The sequence below is a fragment of the Paraburkholderia phenazinium genome (assembly GCF_900100735.1).
Classification (GTDB): domain Bacteria; phylum Pseudomonadota; class Gammaproteobacteria; order Burkholderiales; family Burkholderiaceae; genus Paraburkholderia; species Paraburkholderia phenazinia.
This window is the reverse complement of record NZ_FNCJ01000002.1, coordinates 202,674-218,563: the sequence shown is the minus strand read 5'-3', so window position 1 is coordinate 218,563 and position 15,890 is coordinate 202,674. Positions and strand designations below refer to the sequence as shown.

Sequence of the window (15,890 nt, the reverse complement as noted above, 5' to 3'; positions counted from 1 at the left end):
CCCTATGCTTTCTCGACTTTCACCAGGAACGACTTGAATTCCGGTGTCTGCGAATTGCCGTCGCCCACCACGGGCGTGAGCGTATTCGTCAGATAACCGGGTTTCGTCTGCCCCTTGAAGCCCCAATGCAGCGGAATCCCCACCGTCTGCACCTTCTTGCCGTCGATCATCAGCGGCTTGATCCGTTTGGTCACCACCGCCACCGCGATCAGGTAGCCGCGGTTCGACGACACCTTCACGCGGTCGCCGGCCACCACCCCCACCTCCTTCGCGAGGTCTTCGCCAATCTCGACAAACTGCTGCGGCTGGATGATCGAATTCAGCCGTGCATGCTTGGTCCAGAAGTGGAAGTGTTCGGTCAGACGATACGTGGTGGCCGTATGCGGGAACTCCGCTGCCTTGCCGAAGGCCGCGCGATCGTCCGGGAACACGCGGGCCGCCGGGTTGCTGGTCGCCTGCGCGTTCTGCGGATGCAGCGTGTTGTAGCCGAGCGGTGTCTCGAACGGCTCGTAATGCTCGGGGAATGGCCCTTCGTTCATCATGTCGCGGGCGAAGAAGCGCGCCACGCCTTCCGGGTTCATGATGAACGGCCCCATGCCGTTTTCCGGCGGCTCGTCCACCTTGAAGTCCGGCACGTCCGCCCCGCTCCACGTGGTTCCGTTCCAGCCGATCAGCTTGCGGGTGGGATCGAACGGTTTGCCGCTCAGGTCGCACGACGCCCGGTTATACAGAATCCGCCGGTTGACGGGCCACGCCCATGCCCAGTTGAGCGTCTGGCCGATGCCGGTTGGGTCGGCGTTATCGCGCCGCCCCATCTGGTTACCCGCCTGGGTCCACGCGCCGCAGAAGATCCAGCAGCCACTCGAGGTCGAGCCGTCGTCCTTCAGTTGCGCAAAGCTGGCCAGTTGCTCGCCCTTCTTCACCAGCACCTTGGTCGGGTCCTTCGGGTCGGTCAGATCAGTAACCGCTTTGCCGTTGTACTCCATCGCCAGTTCTTCCGGCGTCGGGCTGGCCGGGTTCGCGTACGGCCAGGCCAGCTTGACGATCGGGTCCGGATACTTGCCGCCCTGCTCCTGATAGGCCTTGCGCATGCGCAGGAAAATCCCCGACATGATCTCCAGATCGCTCTTCGCTTCGCCTGGGCCGTCCGCGCCCTGCCAGTGCCATTGCAGCACCCGGCTCGAGCTCACCAGCGAGCCGCGTTCCTCCGCGAAACAGGTGGTGGGCAAGCGGAATACTTCGGTCTGGATCTTCGAGGCATCCACGTCGTTGTACTCGCCGTGGTTCTTCCAGAAGTCGGCCGTTTCGATGGCGAGCGGGTCCATCACTATCAGCCATTTCAGCTTGCTCAATGCAGAAACGGTTTTCGCCTTGTTCGGCGAGGACGCCAGCACATTGAAGCCCTGCGCGATATAGCCGTTCATCTTGCCCTGATCCATCAGCTCGATGGCCTGCAGCAAGTCGTATGGCTTATCGAGCTTGGGCAGATAGTCATAGCCCCAGTTGTTGTCGGCAGTGGCCGCGTCGCCCCACCAAGACTTCATGAAGCTGACGAAAAACGCGCCGTAGTTCTTCCAGTAGCTCAACTGGTTGGGACGCAACTGCTGCGTGGCGCGTTGCTTGATGTAGCCGCCATAGTCCTGCTCGGCTTCCATCGGCAGCGTCATATAGCCGGGCAGCAAGTTCGACATCAGCCCCAGGTCCGTCAGCCCCTGGATGTTCGAGTGACCGCGCAGCGCATTCATGCCGCCGCCGGCAATGCCGATGTTGCCGAGCAGCAATTGCACCATCGCGCCGGTGCGGATCATCTGCGCGCCGACCGAGTGGTGCGTCCAGCCGAGCGCGTAGAGGATCGTCCCGGCCCGGCCGGGCACCGCCGTGGTGGCCAGCATCTCGCAGACCTTGAGGAATTTGTCCTTGGGCGTGCCGCAGGTCTTCTCGACCATCTCCGGCGTATAGCGCGAGTAATGCTGTTTGAGCAGGTTGTAGACGCAGCGCGGATCCTGCAGCGTGGCGTCGACCTTCACAAAACCGTCGTCGCCGCGCTCGTAGTCCCAGCTCTCCTTGTCCGGATAGCTGTGCTTGTCCGCGTCGTAGCCGGAATAGATGCCGTCCTTGAAGACAAAGTCCTCGCGCACGATGAACGAAAGGTCCGTGTAGTTCTTCACGTACTCATGCTGGATCTTGTCGTTCGTCAGCAGATAGTTGATCACCCCGCCGAGGAAGATGATGTCCGTGCCGGTGCGAATCGGCGCGTAATAGTCCGCTACCGATGCGGTGCGCGTAAAGCGCGGGTCGACCACGATCAGGCGTGCCTTGCGGTGTGCCTTCGCTTCGGTCACCCACTTGAAGCCGCACGGGTGCGCTTCGGCGGCGTTGCCGCCCATCACCAGAATCACGTCCGCGTTCTTGACGTCGACCCAATGGTTCGTCATCGCGCCACGGCCAAACGTCGGGGCAAGACCTGCCACCGTCGGGCCGTGTCAGACACGCGCCTGGTTGTCGAACGCGAGCATCCCCATGCTGCGCACAGTCTTGTGCGTCAGATACCCCACCTCGTTGCTGGCTGCGGAGGCGGCCAGCATCCCGGTGGTCAGCCAGCGGTTGACCTTCTTGCCGTCCTCGGTGGTTTCGACGAAGTTGGCGTCGCGGTCGGCCTTCATCAGCTTCGCGATGCGGTCGAGCGCGTCGTCCCAAGAAATGCGCTGCCACTGATCCGCGCCGGCCGCCCGGTACTCGGGATACTTCAGGCGGCTCGGGCTGTGAATGAAGTCGATCAGGCTCGCCCCCTTCGGACACAGCGTGCCGCGGTTGACCGGGTGATCTGGATCGCCTTCTATATGAATGATGCTGGCTGTGGCGTTCTTCGCGCCGTCTCCCAGGCCGTACATGAGGATCCCGCAGCCTACCGAACAATACGGGCAAGTGTTGCGGGTTTCAGTGGTGCGCGCCAGTTTGTACTGTCGGACCTCGGCGAGCGCGGTGTCCGGGGAGAAGCCCATCAGGGCCAGGCTCGATCCGGCCAGCGTGGACGCTGTCACCTTCAGGAACTGACGCCGGGACATTTGCAGCATGGTCGCCCTCGGCTCTGGTGTTGTGGGGGAGCGCTTAAAACTATCAGGCGCTTCCTTAATAGAGTAGTTGCGCCAGCACATAGTCGGCACCGGACATACCCTGACTCGAGACTGTCCTTGGTATAGTCACAGGCACACTGTTTGCAAGCCGCGTAGGCATGCCCGTCGTCCCGCCGAAGCCAGGCCCGCGCAACAGCAGGCGGCACGATCCCGTCAAGAGACCCTATGGACATCGACACGCTATCCGTCGACAAATTGCACCACGCAGCCCGCCGGCAGGCCTCATGGGCGATCGGCGCATTCCGGAAGTTCGCTGAAGACCGCTGCGCCGCGATGGCGGCGGGCATTGCGTTCTACGCGGCGTTCTCGCTCGCGCCCACCCTGGTCATGGTGATCGCCGTGGCAGGCTGGGTCTTCGGGGCGCAGGCGGCCCGCGGCGAGTTGTTCTCGCACATCCACGGCCTGCTCGGCGACCAGGCCGCCGCAGGCGTCCAGGTCATCGTCCAGAACGCCCGCCACGCCGGCAGCGCGGGCGGCATCGCAGCCATCATTTCGTTCGGGCTACTGGCCATCGGCGCGTCGGCCACCTTCTCGTCGCTCAACAGCGCGCTCAATATCGTCTGGCCGCTCAGCGGCCCGCGCTCGTCGAGCGTGATCGCGCTGGTGCGGGTGCGGCTGATTTCGTTTGGGCTGGTGCTCGGGGTGGCCTTCCTGCTAATCGTCTCGCTCGTGCTCGATACCGCCATCACTTTTATCGGCCAGTGGCTGTGGGGCAACTCGCCGTACGTGGTGATCGGCAATCTGCTGCAGTTGCTGGTAGGACTGCTGGTGCTGGCCTTCGCCTTTGCCGCCCTGCTGAAATTCTTGCCGGACGCCGTGGTCCGCTGGCGCGATGCGATGGTGGGCGGCGTGGTCGCGGCCGTGCTGTTCTCGGCGGGCAAGAAACTCTTTGCACTCTATATAGCGCATGCCGGCATGGCGAATTCGTTCGGCGCGGCCGGCTCGCTGGCGGTGCTGCTGATGTGGCTGTACTTCTCGGCCGTCGTGCTGTTGCTCGGCGCGGAGTTCGCCGCGGCGCGCGGCAGGCTGCATGACCCGCGCGGCGCATGGGGCCAACTGGAAGAAGCGCCGGCGGGAAGCCGGGCGAAGCTGGCGTCGGTGCTGGCGGCGTCGACGATTCCCTCGCATGCGCCGCACAACCCGGCTGCGAGGGGCCAACTGGCGCAGGAGATGGCGGAAACGGGCGGCGCCGTCGGCGGCCATCCCGGGACGGCCACCGGCCATTCAGGCCATTCGGCCAGCGAGGCGAGCATGCGGGCTGAGCAACCGGAAGCCACCCGGCGCGGCGCGGCGGAGACCGCGGTCGATGTGCGCACCGTGGCCAGTATCGGCCGCAAAGTGATTCGCGCAGAAGATCAGGCAACGCGCGCGGCCGCTTCGACGCTGCTGGAAGCCGGCCGCAAAGCCGCGGCGGCGGACCGCTACGTCAAGCGCAATCCATGGCGATCGCTGTTGATGGCCGCCGGCGCGGCCTTGCTGGTGACCGCAGTAGCCGGGCGCCGCCGAGGCGGCGGCACATCCGCCGTTCAGGCGCGCGATGACGGGGATTGAAGCTTTTTCACATCGCGTACCAGGGAGAACACCCACATTCGAACTGAACTGTCCAGCGTCTAGATCAATTCTTGGTGCATGACAAAGCGGTGAACACGCCTCCTCGTGTTGCTTTTCGCAGACAACAAAATTACATCCAACTTTCAAATTGACGTTTGAATGACGAATGCCGGAGCATCCACTATCAACGAAACAACAATAATCCAGTTTTCGGCATGGAGTGTTGCCATATCAGCAATAATACTTAGTGAGCTTGCTACATAAGCGTTTTCGGGGGGTGTCACGTTTACGAGACACTCATTTTTTTTCAGTATTACCCTTCAGACGCCCTGCGCTATTCTCCTTTCCGCAACAACGAAACCAATCATCGCGTGGAGAAATGGATGAAAAAATTCGCACTGACTAGCCTCTCGCTGGCACTGCTGGGTGCAGCAGGTGCAGCCCATGCCCAAAGCAGCGTTACCCTGTACGGCGTTCTCGACAACTCGATCCAGTACATCAACAACAACAACGTTGGTGGCAGCAACAAGAGCTCGATCGGTCTGGCCGCTGGTAACCTCCAGGGCAACCGCTGGGGCCTGAAGGGTACGGAAGACCTGGGCGGTGGCCTGAAGGCTATCTTCCAATTGGAAAACGGCTTCAACCCGAACAACGGCAAGCTGGGCCAAGGCAACCGCGAATTTGGCCGTCAGGCATACGTTGGCCTGCAGAGCGACCAGTTCGGTACGGTCACGATCGGCCGCCAGTATGACCCGGTGGTCGACCTGGTCCAGGCAGTCACGGCTGACAACTACTGGGGCTCCACGTTCACCACGCCGAGCGACGTTGACAACAACGACAACAGCTCGCGTACGAACAACGCAATCAAGTACACCTCGAACACGTACGCTGGCTTCCAGTTCGAAGCAATGTACGCATTCGGCGGCGTCGCTGGTTCGACCGGTTCGGGTCAAACCTGGTCGGGCGCAGCAACGTACGCAAACGGTCCGTTCAGCGTCGCAGCAGGCTACATCCGCATGGATAACGCCGACTCGGCAGCAGGTCGCGCAGGCGGCTGGGCAGGCACGTCGGACGGCACGTTCAACTCGATCAACCTGCCGTACCAATCGGCCAAGTCGATCGGCATCGCTTCGGTTGGCGCTCAGTACGTGATCGGACCGGTCACCGCTGGCCTGCGTTACAGCAACGCACAGTACAAGCCGGACGCATTCTCGTCGTTCACCTCGACGGAACGTTACAACGTCGGCGCAGGCTTCGTGAACTACCAACTGACGCCGGCAGCATTGCTGGGTCTGGGCTACACGTTCACGCACGGTTCGGGCAACGGCGAGTCGGCATCGTATAACCAGGTCTCCTTGGGCGGTGACTACAACCTGTCGAAGCGTACGGACGTCTACCTGGTCGGCGCATGGCAACGCGCATCGGGCACGGGCGCAGTGGCTTCGGTTGCTGACTACGACTCCCTGTCGGCGTCGAACTCGCAAGCCATCGTCAGCCTCGGTATCCGTCACAAGTTCTAATCGACTTGACGGACAGCTAAAGCAGGACGCTGTCGAAAGCCAGCCACAGGCGATAAGCCGGTGGCTGGCTTTTTTCATTGGGGCGGGGATTGTTGTGGGGGCGGCGTGCAGCCGCGCGTGGGCCAACGCCCAGCCTCGCAGCCGCGCCAGCCCCCTACCGCTGAGCTTTGTTCTTCTCAGCCTGTGCCAGCGTCTGAGCCGGCTTCGTCGTTTCAACCGCGCCATCGCTACCCACTGGCGCACGGTGCATCACCAGCGCGCGCTCGCGGCGCTGCAGCGGCACGTTGGCCGACTCCTGCCAGTCGGGGTCCGGAATCTCCCCGAACACCTGACGCAGCCGCTCGCCCCACGTGCGGTGGATCATTTCGAAGTACGCGTTGTCGTGATCCACAGAAACGAAGCGCGTGACCTTCAGCGCGTCCTTTTCATACACCAGCAGATCGAGCGGCAGGCCCACCGACAGATTCGAGCGCAGCGTGGAGTCCATCGAGATCAGCGCGCACTTGGCGGCTTCGTCGAGCGGCGTGGTTGGGGTCAGCACACGGTCGATGATCGGCTTGCCGTATTTCGACTCGCCGATCTGGAAATACGGGTTCACCGCCGAGGATTCGATGAAATTGCCTGCCGCGTAGATCATGAACAGATGCGGCCGGCCCGCATGCGGCTTGCCGTTGGCGGCAATCTGCCCGCCCAGAATGAAGCTGCAATTGAAGTCGACGCCGAATTCCTGCAACGCCTGGGCTTCGCGCTGGTGCACCTCGCGCACCGCCTTGCCCACCACTCGGGCCGCGTCCGCCATGGTCGGCGCACTCCACAGCGTGGGCTGATCGGAGTCGTTCGGCTCACTGAGTTCATGCAGGACAGCCTGAGTCAGCGAGAGATTGCCCGCGCCGAGCAGCACCAGCACGCGCTCGCCGGGTTGCTCGAACACCGTCATCTTGCGCGCGGTGCTGATGTGATCGACGCCGGCATTGGTGCGGGTATCGGACAAGAAGACGAGTCCGTCGTCCACGCACATCGCCACACAGTAAGTCATAAAAAATATCCAGAAGACCAGCAAACGCCGCTATTGTAATGCGACGCTGCCGCGCCCCCTCGTGCGTTCGACCCTACTGTGGCAATTGCGCACTGACCGTCACGGAGACGTTCAGCTTCTCCTCCAGGCCGCCAATGCGCCGCCCGCGAACCGGCGCGGCCGCCTCGTAGTCGCGCGCCGCGGCGAGCCGGCAGTAGATTTCGCTGGCAAACGCGGCATGCGTGACGTCGACCGACGTCCAACCCGTACCCTCGAGCCAGACGTCGACCCATGCGTGACTCGCGCCATGCGGCACGTCGCCGGGCTCGATATAACCGCTCACGTAACGCGCCGGAATACCGCGTGCGCGGCAGCAGGCCAGCATCAGGTGCGCATGGTCCTGGCAGACCCCGTTGCCGAGCGCGAGCGCCTCAGCCGCCGTGCTGGTCACTTCCGTGATCCCCGGGCGGTATTTCACGCGCTGCACGATCTCCTCGGAGAGCTTGATGAGCCCGCCAGGCGTGGCCAGCGTAGGCACCGACTGGGCCAGTTCATGCACCGCTGCATCGGCTTCGGTGAGGCGCGTGGCGCAGGTGAAGTGCTCGAGCGGAACCGGGCCGACCGCGTCGCGCAGCAGGCCGTCGACGAGCGGAAACGTGTCGACCTCCCCGGCCACATGCACATGGATCTCGCTGTGGGGCTTGTTCAGCACCAGCGTATGCAGCACATTGCCGTACGCATCGAAGGTGGAATCGAGCTTGCCGGGGGCGTCGATGGTCCAGCGCCGCACTGTCTGCGACGCGCCGCTAGACGGCGTGAGGCGCAATTGCTGGATCGAATAGTGAACCGTCGCTTCGTAGCGATAGGCGGTGTCGTGGCGGATCGTCAGGTACATAAAAAAACTCCGTCAGGCGACTGGCAGCATCAGATAGGTACGCGCAACCAGATTGCCGAGTTCGAACACGCGGGCGAGGAATTGCGTCAGATAGGCGTGCAGACCGGCTTCGAAAATCTGCCGGATGTCGGAGTACACCAGTTCGGCGCGCAGCTTGCCGGCAAAGCGCTCGCACTGGTTGGAACCCGAAGTGCGCAGCATCGCCAGGTTGTTGCAAACGCCATCCACCGAGGCCAGCAGCGAACGCGGCATCTGCTGGTTCAGGATCATCAGCTCGACCACCCGGGCTGGCGTGACGACGTCGCGATACACCTTGCGATAGATCTCCAGCGCCGATACCGAACTGAGAATCGAGGTCCAGTAATAGAAGTCTTCGAGCTGGCGCGCGGCGTCGCGCGAATTCGGCTCGACGTCGGCAAAGCGCACGTCGAGAATCCGCGCGGTGTTGTCGGCGCGCTCCAGATAGGTACCGAGCTGCGTAAAGAAGAACGCATCGTCCTGCAGCGCGGTGCCGATCGTCACGCCGCGCGACAGGTGCGAGCGGAACTTGACCCACTCGAACAAGGAATCCGGGCTCGCGGTGAGCTGGCCAGCCGCAGTCCGCTCGTTGAATTCGAGCCAGGTGTCGTTGATGGTCTCCCACCATTCGGTGGTCAAGGTGCCGCGCACGGCGCGAGCGTTTTCACGCGCGGCCTGCAGGCACGAGTGAATGCTCGACGGGTTGGTGGCGTCCGCCACCATGAAATCGAGCACGTGTTCGCGCGTCGGCTCGTCGTAGCGCTGCGCGAAGGCCGTCTCCAGCTCGGAGATGCGCAACACCGAACGCTGTGCGCGAGCCTCCTGTTCAGGCGTCTGCGGCAGCAGCAGCGCCTTCAGGTTGATATCGAGCATGCGCGCGGTGTTCTCGGCGCGCTCCATGTAACGGGCCATCCAGAAGAGGTGGTCGGCAGTGCGGCTTAGCATGACGGCTTTCCATGATTGATGACGCTGGGCGTGGTGTGCCCGCGCTGGTTACCCGCTTGCGCCGGCGCGCTGGTACGTCGTTGGAACGTCACTGTTACGTCGCAGTGACGTTCCTTGCGCCGGCTTTCCTTGTCGCGGGTGCGGCCGCCGCGAATTTCACGGTGGCGGGACCCGCAACCCCTTCAGTCGACCATCCAGGTATCTTTGGTGCCGCCTCCCTGCGATGAATTGACCACCAGCGACCCTTCCTGCAAGGCGACCCGGGTCAGGCCGCCGGCGCACATCGTCACGGTCTTGCCGGACAGCACGAACGGGCGCAGGTCGATATGGCGCGGCGCGATACCGGCCTCCACGAAAGTCGGGCACGCCGACAAGGCCAGCGTGGGCTGCGCGATATAGCCCGCCGGCCGCGCGATCAGACGGGCGCGGAACGCTTCGATTTCCGCGGCGCTCGAGGCCGGTCCCACCAGCATCCCGTAGCCACCGGCGCCGTGCACTTCCTTCACCACCAGCTCGGGCAAGTGCGCGAGCGTGTAGGCGAGATCGTCCGGCTTACGGCACTGGAACGTCGGCACGTTATTGAGGATCGGCTTCTCGCCGAGGTAGAACTCGATCATCTCCGGCACGTACGGGTAGATCGATTTGTCGTCGGCAATGCCGGTGCCCATCGCGTTGGCAAGCGCCACCCGCCCTGCCCGGTAGGCCGTCAGCAGACCCGGCACGCCGAGTGCCGAATCGGTACGGAAGGCGAGCGGATCGAGAAAGTCGTCGTCCACCCGGCGATAGATCACGTCGACGCGCTTCGGGCCCTGAGTGGTCCGCATGAAGACGTAGTTATCGTCGACGAACAGGTCTTTGCCCTCCACCAGTTCCACGCCCATCTGCTGGGCGAGGAAGGTGTGCTCGAAATACGCCGAGTTGTACATGCCCGGCGTGAGCACCACCACCACCGGATCGTCGACGCCTTCAGGCGCCACCGAGCGCAAGGTATCGAGCAGCAGGTCGGGATAGTGCGCCACCGGCGCGATGCGGTTCTGGACGAACAGCTCCGGAAACAACCGCATCATCATCTTGCGGTTTTCCAGCATATAGGAGACGCCCGACGGCACCCGCAGGTTGTCCTCGAGCACGTAGAACGCACCGTCTTCACCGGCGCGCACCACGTCGACACCGGCAATGTGCGCGTAAACACCGAGCGGCACGTTGACGCCCTGCATCTCCGGCCGGTACTGCGCATTGGTATAGACCTGCTCGGCCGGCACGATGCCGGCACGCACGATGTTGCGGTCGTGATAGACGTCGTGGATAAACAGGTTGAGCGCCTGCACGCGCTGCCGCAGGCCCGCTTCGAGAGTCTGCCATTCGCCGCGCGGAATGATCCGCGGGATCAGATCGAACGGTATCAGCCGTTCCGTGCCGGACAGGTCGCCGTTGACCGCGAAGGTAATGCCCACGCGGCGAAACAACAGGTCCGCCTCCGCGCGCTTGCGCGCGATTGCCTCGTTGCCCTGCTTGACCAGCCAGCGTTCGAAGCGTGCGTAATGAGGCCGCACGACTTCATCGTATTGACGCATCTCGTCATAGCATCGCATCTCACGCCCCGCTCTTGTTGTCGGATAGAAGGCGAATGCGCTGCGCATTCGGTGTTCGACAAGCTTCAAAGCAAGCGCTATGCCATTGGCTTTCCGCACGCAAACCCCAATGGATGCACACGAACAGCGCATAAGGCCGGCACGGCTCCGGCATCATCGTACTGCGGCGGCTCGCAATGCGCTACTGCGGTGCATCGAATCCCTTGTAGCGGGCGTGCAGCGGCAAGACGCAGCCGGCTCGGCGCGATCGAGCACAGCCCTGCACCCACGGACGCCAAGCGCGCGGCAATAAAAAATCCCCGCGGATTGACACCCGCGGGGATTTTGCACTTTCTGAACTTCGCGCAACTCAGAGCGGCACAGCACCGTCCGCCGTTCGAAAACGACGCGGCGCCATGCACGTTCTTTACGCTGCTGCTGCGTCCTTCAGCTTCTTCAGCGGACGTGCCTTGATGCGCACGCTAGCCGGCTTAGCCGGGAACCAACGCTCTTCGCCCGTGAACGGGTCTTTGCCGAAGCGCTTCTTCTTCGCCGGCACAGCTTGCACGACGATCTTCAGAAGACCCGACAGCGTGAATTCGCCAGCACCCTTCTTGTGGACTGCGCCGAGGATCGTGTCTTCGAGCGCGGCCAGCACAGCCTTGGCAGCCTTCGGTTCAACAGCAGCACGTTCTGCGACGTGTGCAGCCAGCGAGGCCTTCGTGAAGGTGTCCTTGATCGGCGACGGTGCGCCGGACGCCTTCACGGCGACCTTCTTAGCTGCGACGACTTTCTTCGCAGGAACTTTCTTCGCAGCAACCTTCTTGGTCGGTACCGTAGCAGCCTTCTTGGCCACCTTTTTTGCGGAAGTCGGCATGTTTCTCCTACCTGTTGTTGGTCAGTGAATGCAAGAAGCGTCCGCGGTATGCGCACGCTTCAAGGCCGGATTCTACAAGCGCTGTGGCATTTTGCGCGACTCTTTTGTGTATAACCGTTACTGTTTGTTGCGCGGCGCTGACTCCGCAACACTTTTTAACCCGTATTTCAGGGGGTAAACGCGATTCCGAGAGTGCCGGCGATGGAATGCGTCGTTTCGATCGACGCACGCAAACGCGTCGTCAGGCACACTCGAAAAGACAGAAAAGACCTGCACGTATGCAGGAAAGCTGCCGTAAACGGAACAGGGCGCGCCGGCCTGGCGCGCCCTGTTCCGTTCATCCGGCGGGATCCGCGAAGGACTCCCGCCTGGCTTTTACTCCGTGGCGGCCGAGAGTTGCCCCTCACGCCGCGCGTTATCGCGGGCTTCGCTGGCACAGCGATGATGCTCACGCGACAGGCGGTTCATCAGCGGCAGCAGCACCACGGCGACCAGGGCGCCGAGCGCCGCGAGCCAGCCGAGGCCCATGAACAGCTTGGTGTAGAGCGGCAACGACTGCAGCGGATCGAGATCGCCGGACGGCATCTGCGCGAAGTTCGCTACCACGCTGCCCAGGTAGCCCGAGACGCCGCTTGCCACGAAATAGGCGCCCATCAGGAAGCCGCTCATGCGCGCCGGCACGTAGCGCGCAATCATTGCGAGACCCAGGCCGCTCACCAGCAGTTCGCCAAGCGAATACAGCCCGTAGCCGCCCACCATGAACCACGACGAGACCCGGCCGTCCACCGCAAAGCGGCCGCTCACCGCGTACACGAAGAAGCCCAGCGCCACGACCGCGAAGCCGATTGCATACTTCACCGCTACCGACACGTCGTTGCCGCTCTTCGCCGCCTTCGTGTACAGCACCGCGAGAATCGGGCTCAGCATCATGATCCAGATCGGGTTGAGCGCCTGGAACTGGGCCGCGCTCCACGTGAAAAGCGTGAGCCCGAACAGCGTGAAATGCGGATCGACGTTACGCAGCGCGAATAGCGTGAGCGAGGTCGACATCTGCTGATAGAACACGAAGAACAGGATGGCCTGCAGCGTCAGAACCAGCGCAGCGATCAGACCCGCGCGTTCCGACTGCTCGCACTTGGCGAGCATGTAGCCGAAGATCGCCAGAATCGCGACACCTGCCGTATAGACGCAGGCCACCGCGATGGCCTTATGCTGCAGCACGAACATGGTTGCCGCGCCGAGCGCGACGCCGCCGAGCAGCACCGCACCCACACGTCCCCAGCGGATCGGTTCGGCGTCCGGCGCGGAACCCACATGCGCGAGCGTGCGGAACATGATGAAGTAATTCAGCACGGCGAGCAGCATGCCGCCACAGCACACGGCAAACGCCGCATGCCAGCCCCAGTGATCCTTGATCCACGGCGTGGCGAGCATCGACACCGTCGAGCCGATGTTGACTGCCATGTAGTAAATCGTGAACGCGCTGTCGATGCGCGCATCGTCGCCTTCATAGATGCGGCGCACCAGGTTGGCGGCATTCGCCTTGAACAAGCCGTTGCCCACCACGATCACGCCGAGCGAGGCGTACATGTAGTTGAGCTGCTCGTTCGGCATGGCCAGCATCAGATAACCACAGGCCAGCACGAGTGCGCCGAACACCATGGTGCGGCGCGCGCCGAGAATCTTGTCGCCGATCCAGCCGCCGACCGATGGCGCAGCGTAGACCAGCGCCGTGAAAGCGCCCCAGGTGAGCGTGGCGTGACTGTCGGTGAAGCCGAGCTTGTCGATCATGAACAGGACCAACAGCGCGGCCATCCCGTAGTAGCCGAAACGCTCCCACATCTCGATCAGGAAGACCGTCGAAAACGATCGAGTCTGGGATACGGTTGAATTCATCATGTGCCTCGTGTTCTTGCGATTGCGGCGGCGCGCCCGTTGATGAGCGCGTCGCGGGAAACTGGGTGTGGAAACAGGGTCAGGAAACGTCGGGATGCCGTCTTACCGATGTGCGACGGCATGAGTAGAGTGGCGGCAGGCAGCGGCCCGTGCGAGCGGGCGTTGGAGGAGGTGCGGCGATACGGATCAACGGTGATATTCATCTCAAGTTGGCGGCGCAGACAGGGTAAGCCGCGCCGCTCACGGTTCCACACACAGGATCGCTGCGAATGGGATAGCAAACAGCCGGCGGGGCGAAAGTCGAAGTCGTCCCGCAAGCGCCCGCGATTCTCCAGAGCATAGGGCCCGCCGTCACTCAGGGAATTCACTGATGCCCGCCACGCCACTCAAGCGCAATCGCACATTTTGCCGCGGCGTGCCACGCGATATCATCCATGGATTCCAAATGCATCAATTTATTTAAGTGCGCGATCCGTTGATCGTACGAATTTAAAAAGGCTAAAAAAGCGCGACCTAATATCGCCTTACCCGCGTCCGCCTGATTTCGGCACTCACCCGCCAGGTAGCGAACTGCACGCCCGATTGGGCTTCTGGCAACATAGCGGGTCGTTTCGAAAAATAATGCCTACCGGGCATACTCACGTTATTGCGATGGTCCACAAGACTATCAAACTTTGTTTACTAACATCAAACATATTTTTGACGGGCTGATTCATCTCGCTATGGTCACGAAAACTGAAAACAAAAATCCGGCCCTCGAGCTGGGTAGCAAGATACGCGCGCTCAGGCAGCGGCTGAAGCGCACGCTCGATGACACAGCCACCGCGGCGCGCATTTCCAAACCCTTCCTGTCGCAGGTGGAGCGCGGCCTCGCCACCCCGTCCCTCACGTCGCTGGCGGGGATTGCCAGCGCCCTTGGCGTCACCGTGCAGTATTTCGTCGACACCCCCAGCGAAGAGCGCTCGGTCAGCCGTGGCGACCAGTTGAAATTTTTCGGTTTCGCCGATTCCGCGAACCTGTTCGCGCGTCTGACCAACCTGACCGGCGGCCGCCAGCTCGAGGCGATCCTCGTCAAGATGCCACCCGGCCAGAAGCGCTCCGAGGTCAACACGCATGCGGGCGAAGAGTTTCTGTATGTGATCAGCGGCAAGGTTTCGCTGACGCTGGAAGGCAAGACGTTCGCGCTGAAAGCGGGCGACAGCGCGCATTACGAGTCGACAGTGCCGCATAGCTGGGCCAACACGGCACGCTCCGAAACGCTCGTCGTCTGGGTGGGGACCCCACGACTGTTCTAGGCAGCAGGCGCTCTTGCGGATGGGGTATCCGCGTGGAGACCGCCTGTTTTCTCCATCTTCAGGACTACTGCTCACCCACCGCCAATGGGGCCGAGACTCAGGAGGCGATCCGCTCGGTCGTCATGGCGCGTGAGAGGCCATGCATCGGCCGGCGCAAGGCGACATCGAACGGATTGATCTGCGCTCCGAGCGTCTGCGCCTGGCGCCGCAGCAATTCGACCACCATCGGCAGGCGGTCGTCGCCAAGCCGCGCGGCCAGCGTGCCGACGCTAAGCGCGGCGACGGCGACGCCGGTGCGGTCCAGAATCGGCACCGCCACGCCAGCCATGCCATCCAGCAAGCCGCTATTGCGCCCCGCGTAACCCAGTTGCCGCACCCGCTCGATCTCGGTGCGCAGGTAGACCTCGTCGAGCACGCCGTAACCGCGAATCCGCGGCACGTTAAAGCGGATGATCTCCTCGCGCTCCGCTTCCGGCAGAAACGCCAGAATCGCCAGACTCCCCTGGCCGACGCCGAGCGCCACGCGCCCGCCGATATCGCCGGTAAACGAGCGAATCGGGAACGGCCCTTCGCAGATATCGAGGCAGACCGCGTCGAAGCTGCTTTTGACCAGCAGGAAAATCGTGTCGCCGAGGCTCGCGCACAGGCGCAGCAAGGCCGGGCGGCACAACGTGCGCATGCCGCTCGGGTTGCCCGCCTGCGCCGCGAGCGCGAAAAATTCGACGCTCAGGCGGTACAGCTTCGAGTTTTCGTCCTGCTCGACCATGCCCTCGGCGATCAATGCATGCAGGATGCGGTGCACGGTGCCCTGGGTCAGCCCGACCGCTTTCGCGAGCCGTGTGACACGCCCGCCATCGGGCTGTGCGTCGGCCAACGCGCGGATCACCGCAAACGAGCGCTGCAGCATGCCGGTGCCGGGCGCCTCCGAGGTATCGGCCGAGCCGGACTCTACAACTTCTCGTTTTGCGGCAGCTTTCATGGTTTTTCCTCAAACTTATTCCATTTTACGGAACACTATATGGCGTTTTACTCTCTAATGGAATAGTGCCACGACGCTGGCCGCAGCGGTTCGGGTTGTGCTTTGTTAGGGATTCCTCGTACTTCACGCAATGGAACAAAGTCCAAGGGCATTCCCCAACTCATTTCATTGAACGGAATTTTTCCAATCTTTAT

The 15,890-nt window shown here is 62.6% G+C and carries 11 protein-coding genes; 3 read left to right on the top strand and 8 right to left on the bottom strand.

Annotated elements, in window-relative coordinates; all coding sequences use genetic code 11:
• Nucleotides 1-2 precede the first annotated feature (2 nt).
• Nucleotides 3-3,074 carry a formate dehydrogenase-N subunit alpha gene (gene fdnG, locus BLQ92_RS04835; protein ID WP_143016510.1) on the bottom strand — a complete coding sequence of 1,024 codons (3,072 nt, stop codon included), beginning with the start codon at nucleotides 3,072-3,074 and terminating at the stop codon, nucleotides 3-5.
• Nucleotides 3,075-3,299: 225 nt separating this feature from the next.
• Between fdnG and BLQ92_RS04825 the strand changes: the two genes are divergently transcribed.
• Together BLQ92_RS04825 and BLQ92_RS04820 are read left to right on the top strand one after the other, a co-directional pair.
• Nucleotides 3,300-4,685: a YhjD/YihY/BrkB family envelope integrity protein gene (locus BLQ92_RS04825; RefSeq protein ID WP_090682192.1), complete on the top strand. Its 1,386-nt coding sequence runs from the start codon at nucleotides 3,300-3,302 to the stop codon at nucleotides 4,683-4,685.
• A 383-nt stretch (nucleotides 4,686-5,068) separates the two neighbouring features.
• The gene (locus tag BLQ92_RS04820; protein WP_090682191.1) at nucleotides 5,069-6,205 is read left to right on the top strand and encodes a porin; all 1,137 of its coding nucleotides are present in this window, start codon (nucleotides 5,069-5,071) and stop codon (nucleotides 6,203-6,205) included.
• Between the two features lie 154 nt (nucleotides 6,206-6,359).
• Here the strand turns inward: BLQ92_RS04820 and BLQ92_RS04815 are convergent, their stop codons facing one another.
• The 6 genes from BLQ92_RS04815 to BLQ92_RS04790 all read right to left on the bottom strand — a co-directional run bounded on the left by BLQ92_RS04815 (nucleotide 6,360) and on the right by BLQ92_RS04790 (nucleotide 13,425).
• Complete coding sequence (locus BLQ92_RS04815) at nucleotides 6,360-7,241, bottom strand: proteasome-type protease (protein ID WP_090682189.1); 882 nt, start codon at nucleotides 7,239-7,241, stop codon at nucleotides 6,360-6,362.
• A gap of 73 nt (nucleotides 7,242-7,314) precedes the next feature.
• A complete protein-coding gene (locus BLQ92_RS04810) occupies nucleotides 7,315-8,115 on the bottom strand; it encodes a transglutaminase family protein (RefSeq protein WP_090682187.1) in 801 nt (266 codons plus the stop codon).
• A 12-nt stretch (nucleotides 8,116-8,127) separates the two neighbouring features.
• Nucleotides 8,128-9,078 carry an alpha-E domain-containing protein gene (locus BLQ92_RS04805; RefSeq protein WP_090682186.1) on the bottom strand — a complete coding sequence of 317 codons (951 nt, stop codon included), beginning with the start codon at nucleotides 9,076-9,078 and terminating at the stop codon, nucleotides 8,128-8,130.
• A gap of 182 nt (nucleotides 9,079-9,260) precedes the next feature.
• Nucleotides 9,261-10,670 (bottom strand): circularly permuted type 2 ATP-grasp protein, encoded by a 1,410-nt coding sequence (locus BLQ92_RS04800; protein WP_090682931.1) that lies wholly within the window; start codon nucleotides 10,668-10,670, stop codon nucleotides 9,261-9,263.
• Between the two features lie 406 nt (nucleotides 10,671-11,076).
• A complete protein-coding gene (locus BLQ92_RS04795) occupies nucleotides 11,077-11,526 on the bottom strand; it encodes an HU family DNA-binding protein (protein WP_074296156.1) in 450 nt (149 codons plus the stop codon).
• A 375-nt stretch (nucleotides 11,527-11,901) separates the two neighbouring features.
• Nucleotides 11,902-13,425 (bottom strand): peptide MFS transporter, encoded by a 1,524-nt coding sequence (locus BLQ92_RS04790; protein ID WP_175772621.1) that lies wholly within the window; start codon nucleotides 13,423-13,425, stop codon nucleotides 11,902-11,904.
• Between the two features lie 719 nt (nucleotides 13,426-14,144).
• On the opposite strand from BLQ92_RS04790, the gene BLQ92_RS04785 reads away from it, so the two are divergent.
• Nucleotides 14,145-14,717: a helix-turn-helix domain-containing protein gene (locus tag BLQ92_RS04785; protein ID WP_090682928.1), complete on the top strand. Its 573-nt coding sequence runs from the start codon at nucleotides 14,145-14,147 to the stop codon at nucleotides 14,715-14,717.
• Nucleotides 14,718-14,814: 97 nt separating this feature from the next.
• Here BLQ92_RS04785 and BLQ92_RS04780 read toward each other — a convergent pair whose 3' ends face one another.
• Nucleotides 14,815-15,696 (bottom strand): IclR family transcriptional regulator, encoded by an 882-nt coding sequence (locus BLQ92_RS04780; RefSeq protein WP_090682184.1) that lies wholly within the window; start codon nucleotides 15,694-15,696, stop codon nucleotides 14,815-14,817.
• Between the last annotated feature and the right edge of the window lie 194 nt (nucleotides 15,697-15,890).

Bases quoted from the DNA above. Each gene is read 5' to 3' on its own strand.
- BLQ92_RS04825 (WP_090682192.1), top strand. From the start codon at position 3,300: ATGGACATCGACACGCTATCCGTCGACAAATTGCACCACGCAGCCCGC.
- BLQ92_RS04820 (WP_090682191.1), top strand. From the start codon at position 5,069: ATGAAAAAATTCGCACTGACTAGCCTCTCGCTGGCACTGCTGGGTGCA.
- BLQ92_RS04815 (WP_090682189.1), bottom strand. From the start codon at position 7,241: ATGACTTACTGTGTGGCGATGTGCGTGGACGACGGACTCGTCTTCTTG.
- BLQ92_RS04810 (WP_090682187.1), bottom strand. From the start codon at position 8,115: ATGTACCTGACGATCCGCCACGACACCGCCTATCGCTACGAAGCGACG.
- BLQ92_RS04805 (WP_090682186.1), bottom strand. From the start codon at position 9,078: ATGCTAAGCCGCACTGCCGACCACCTCTTCTGGATGGCCCGTTACATG.
- BLQ92_RS04800 (WP_090682931.1), bottom strand. From the start codon at position 10,670: ATGCGATGCTATGACGAGATGCGTCAATACGATGAAGTCGTGCGGCCT.
- BLQ92_RS04795 (WP_074296156.1), bottom strand. From the start codon at position 11,526: ATGCCGACTTCCGCAAAAAAGGTGGCCAAGAAGGCTGCTACGGTACCG.
- BLQ92_RS04790 (WP_175772621.1), bottom strand. From the start codon at position 13,425: ATGATGAATTCAACCGTATCCCAGACTCGATCGTTTTCGACGGTCTTC.
- BLQ92_RS04785 (WP_090682928.1), top strand. From the start codon at position 14,145: ATGGTCACGAAAACTGAAAACAAAAATCCGGCCCTCGAGCTGGGTAGC.
- BLQ92_RS04780 (WP_090682184.1), bottom strand. From the start codon at position 15,696: ATGAAAGCTGCCGCAAAACGAGAAGTTGTAGAGTCCGGCTCGGCCGAT.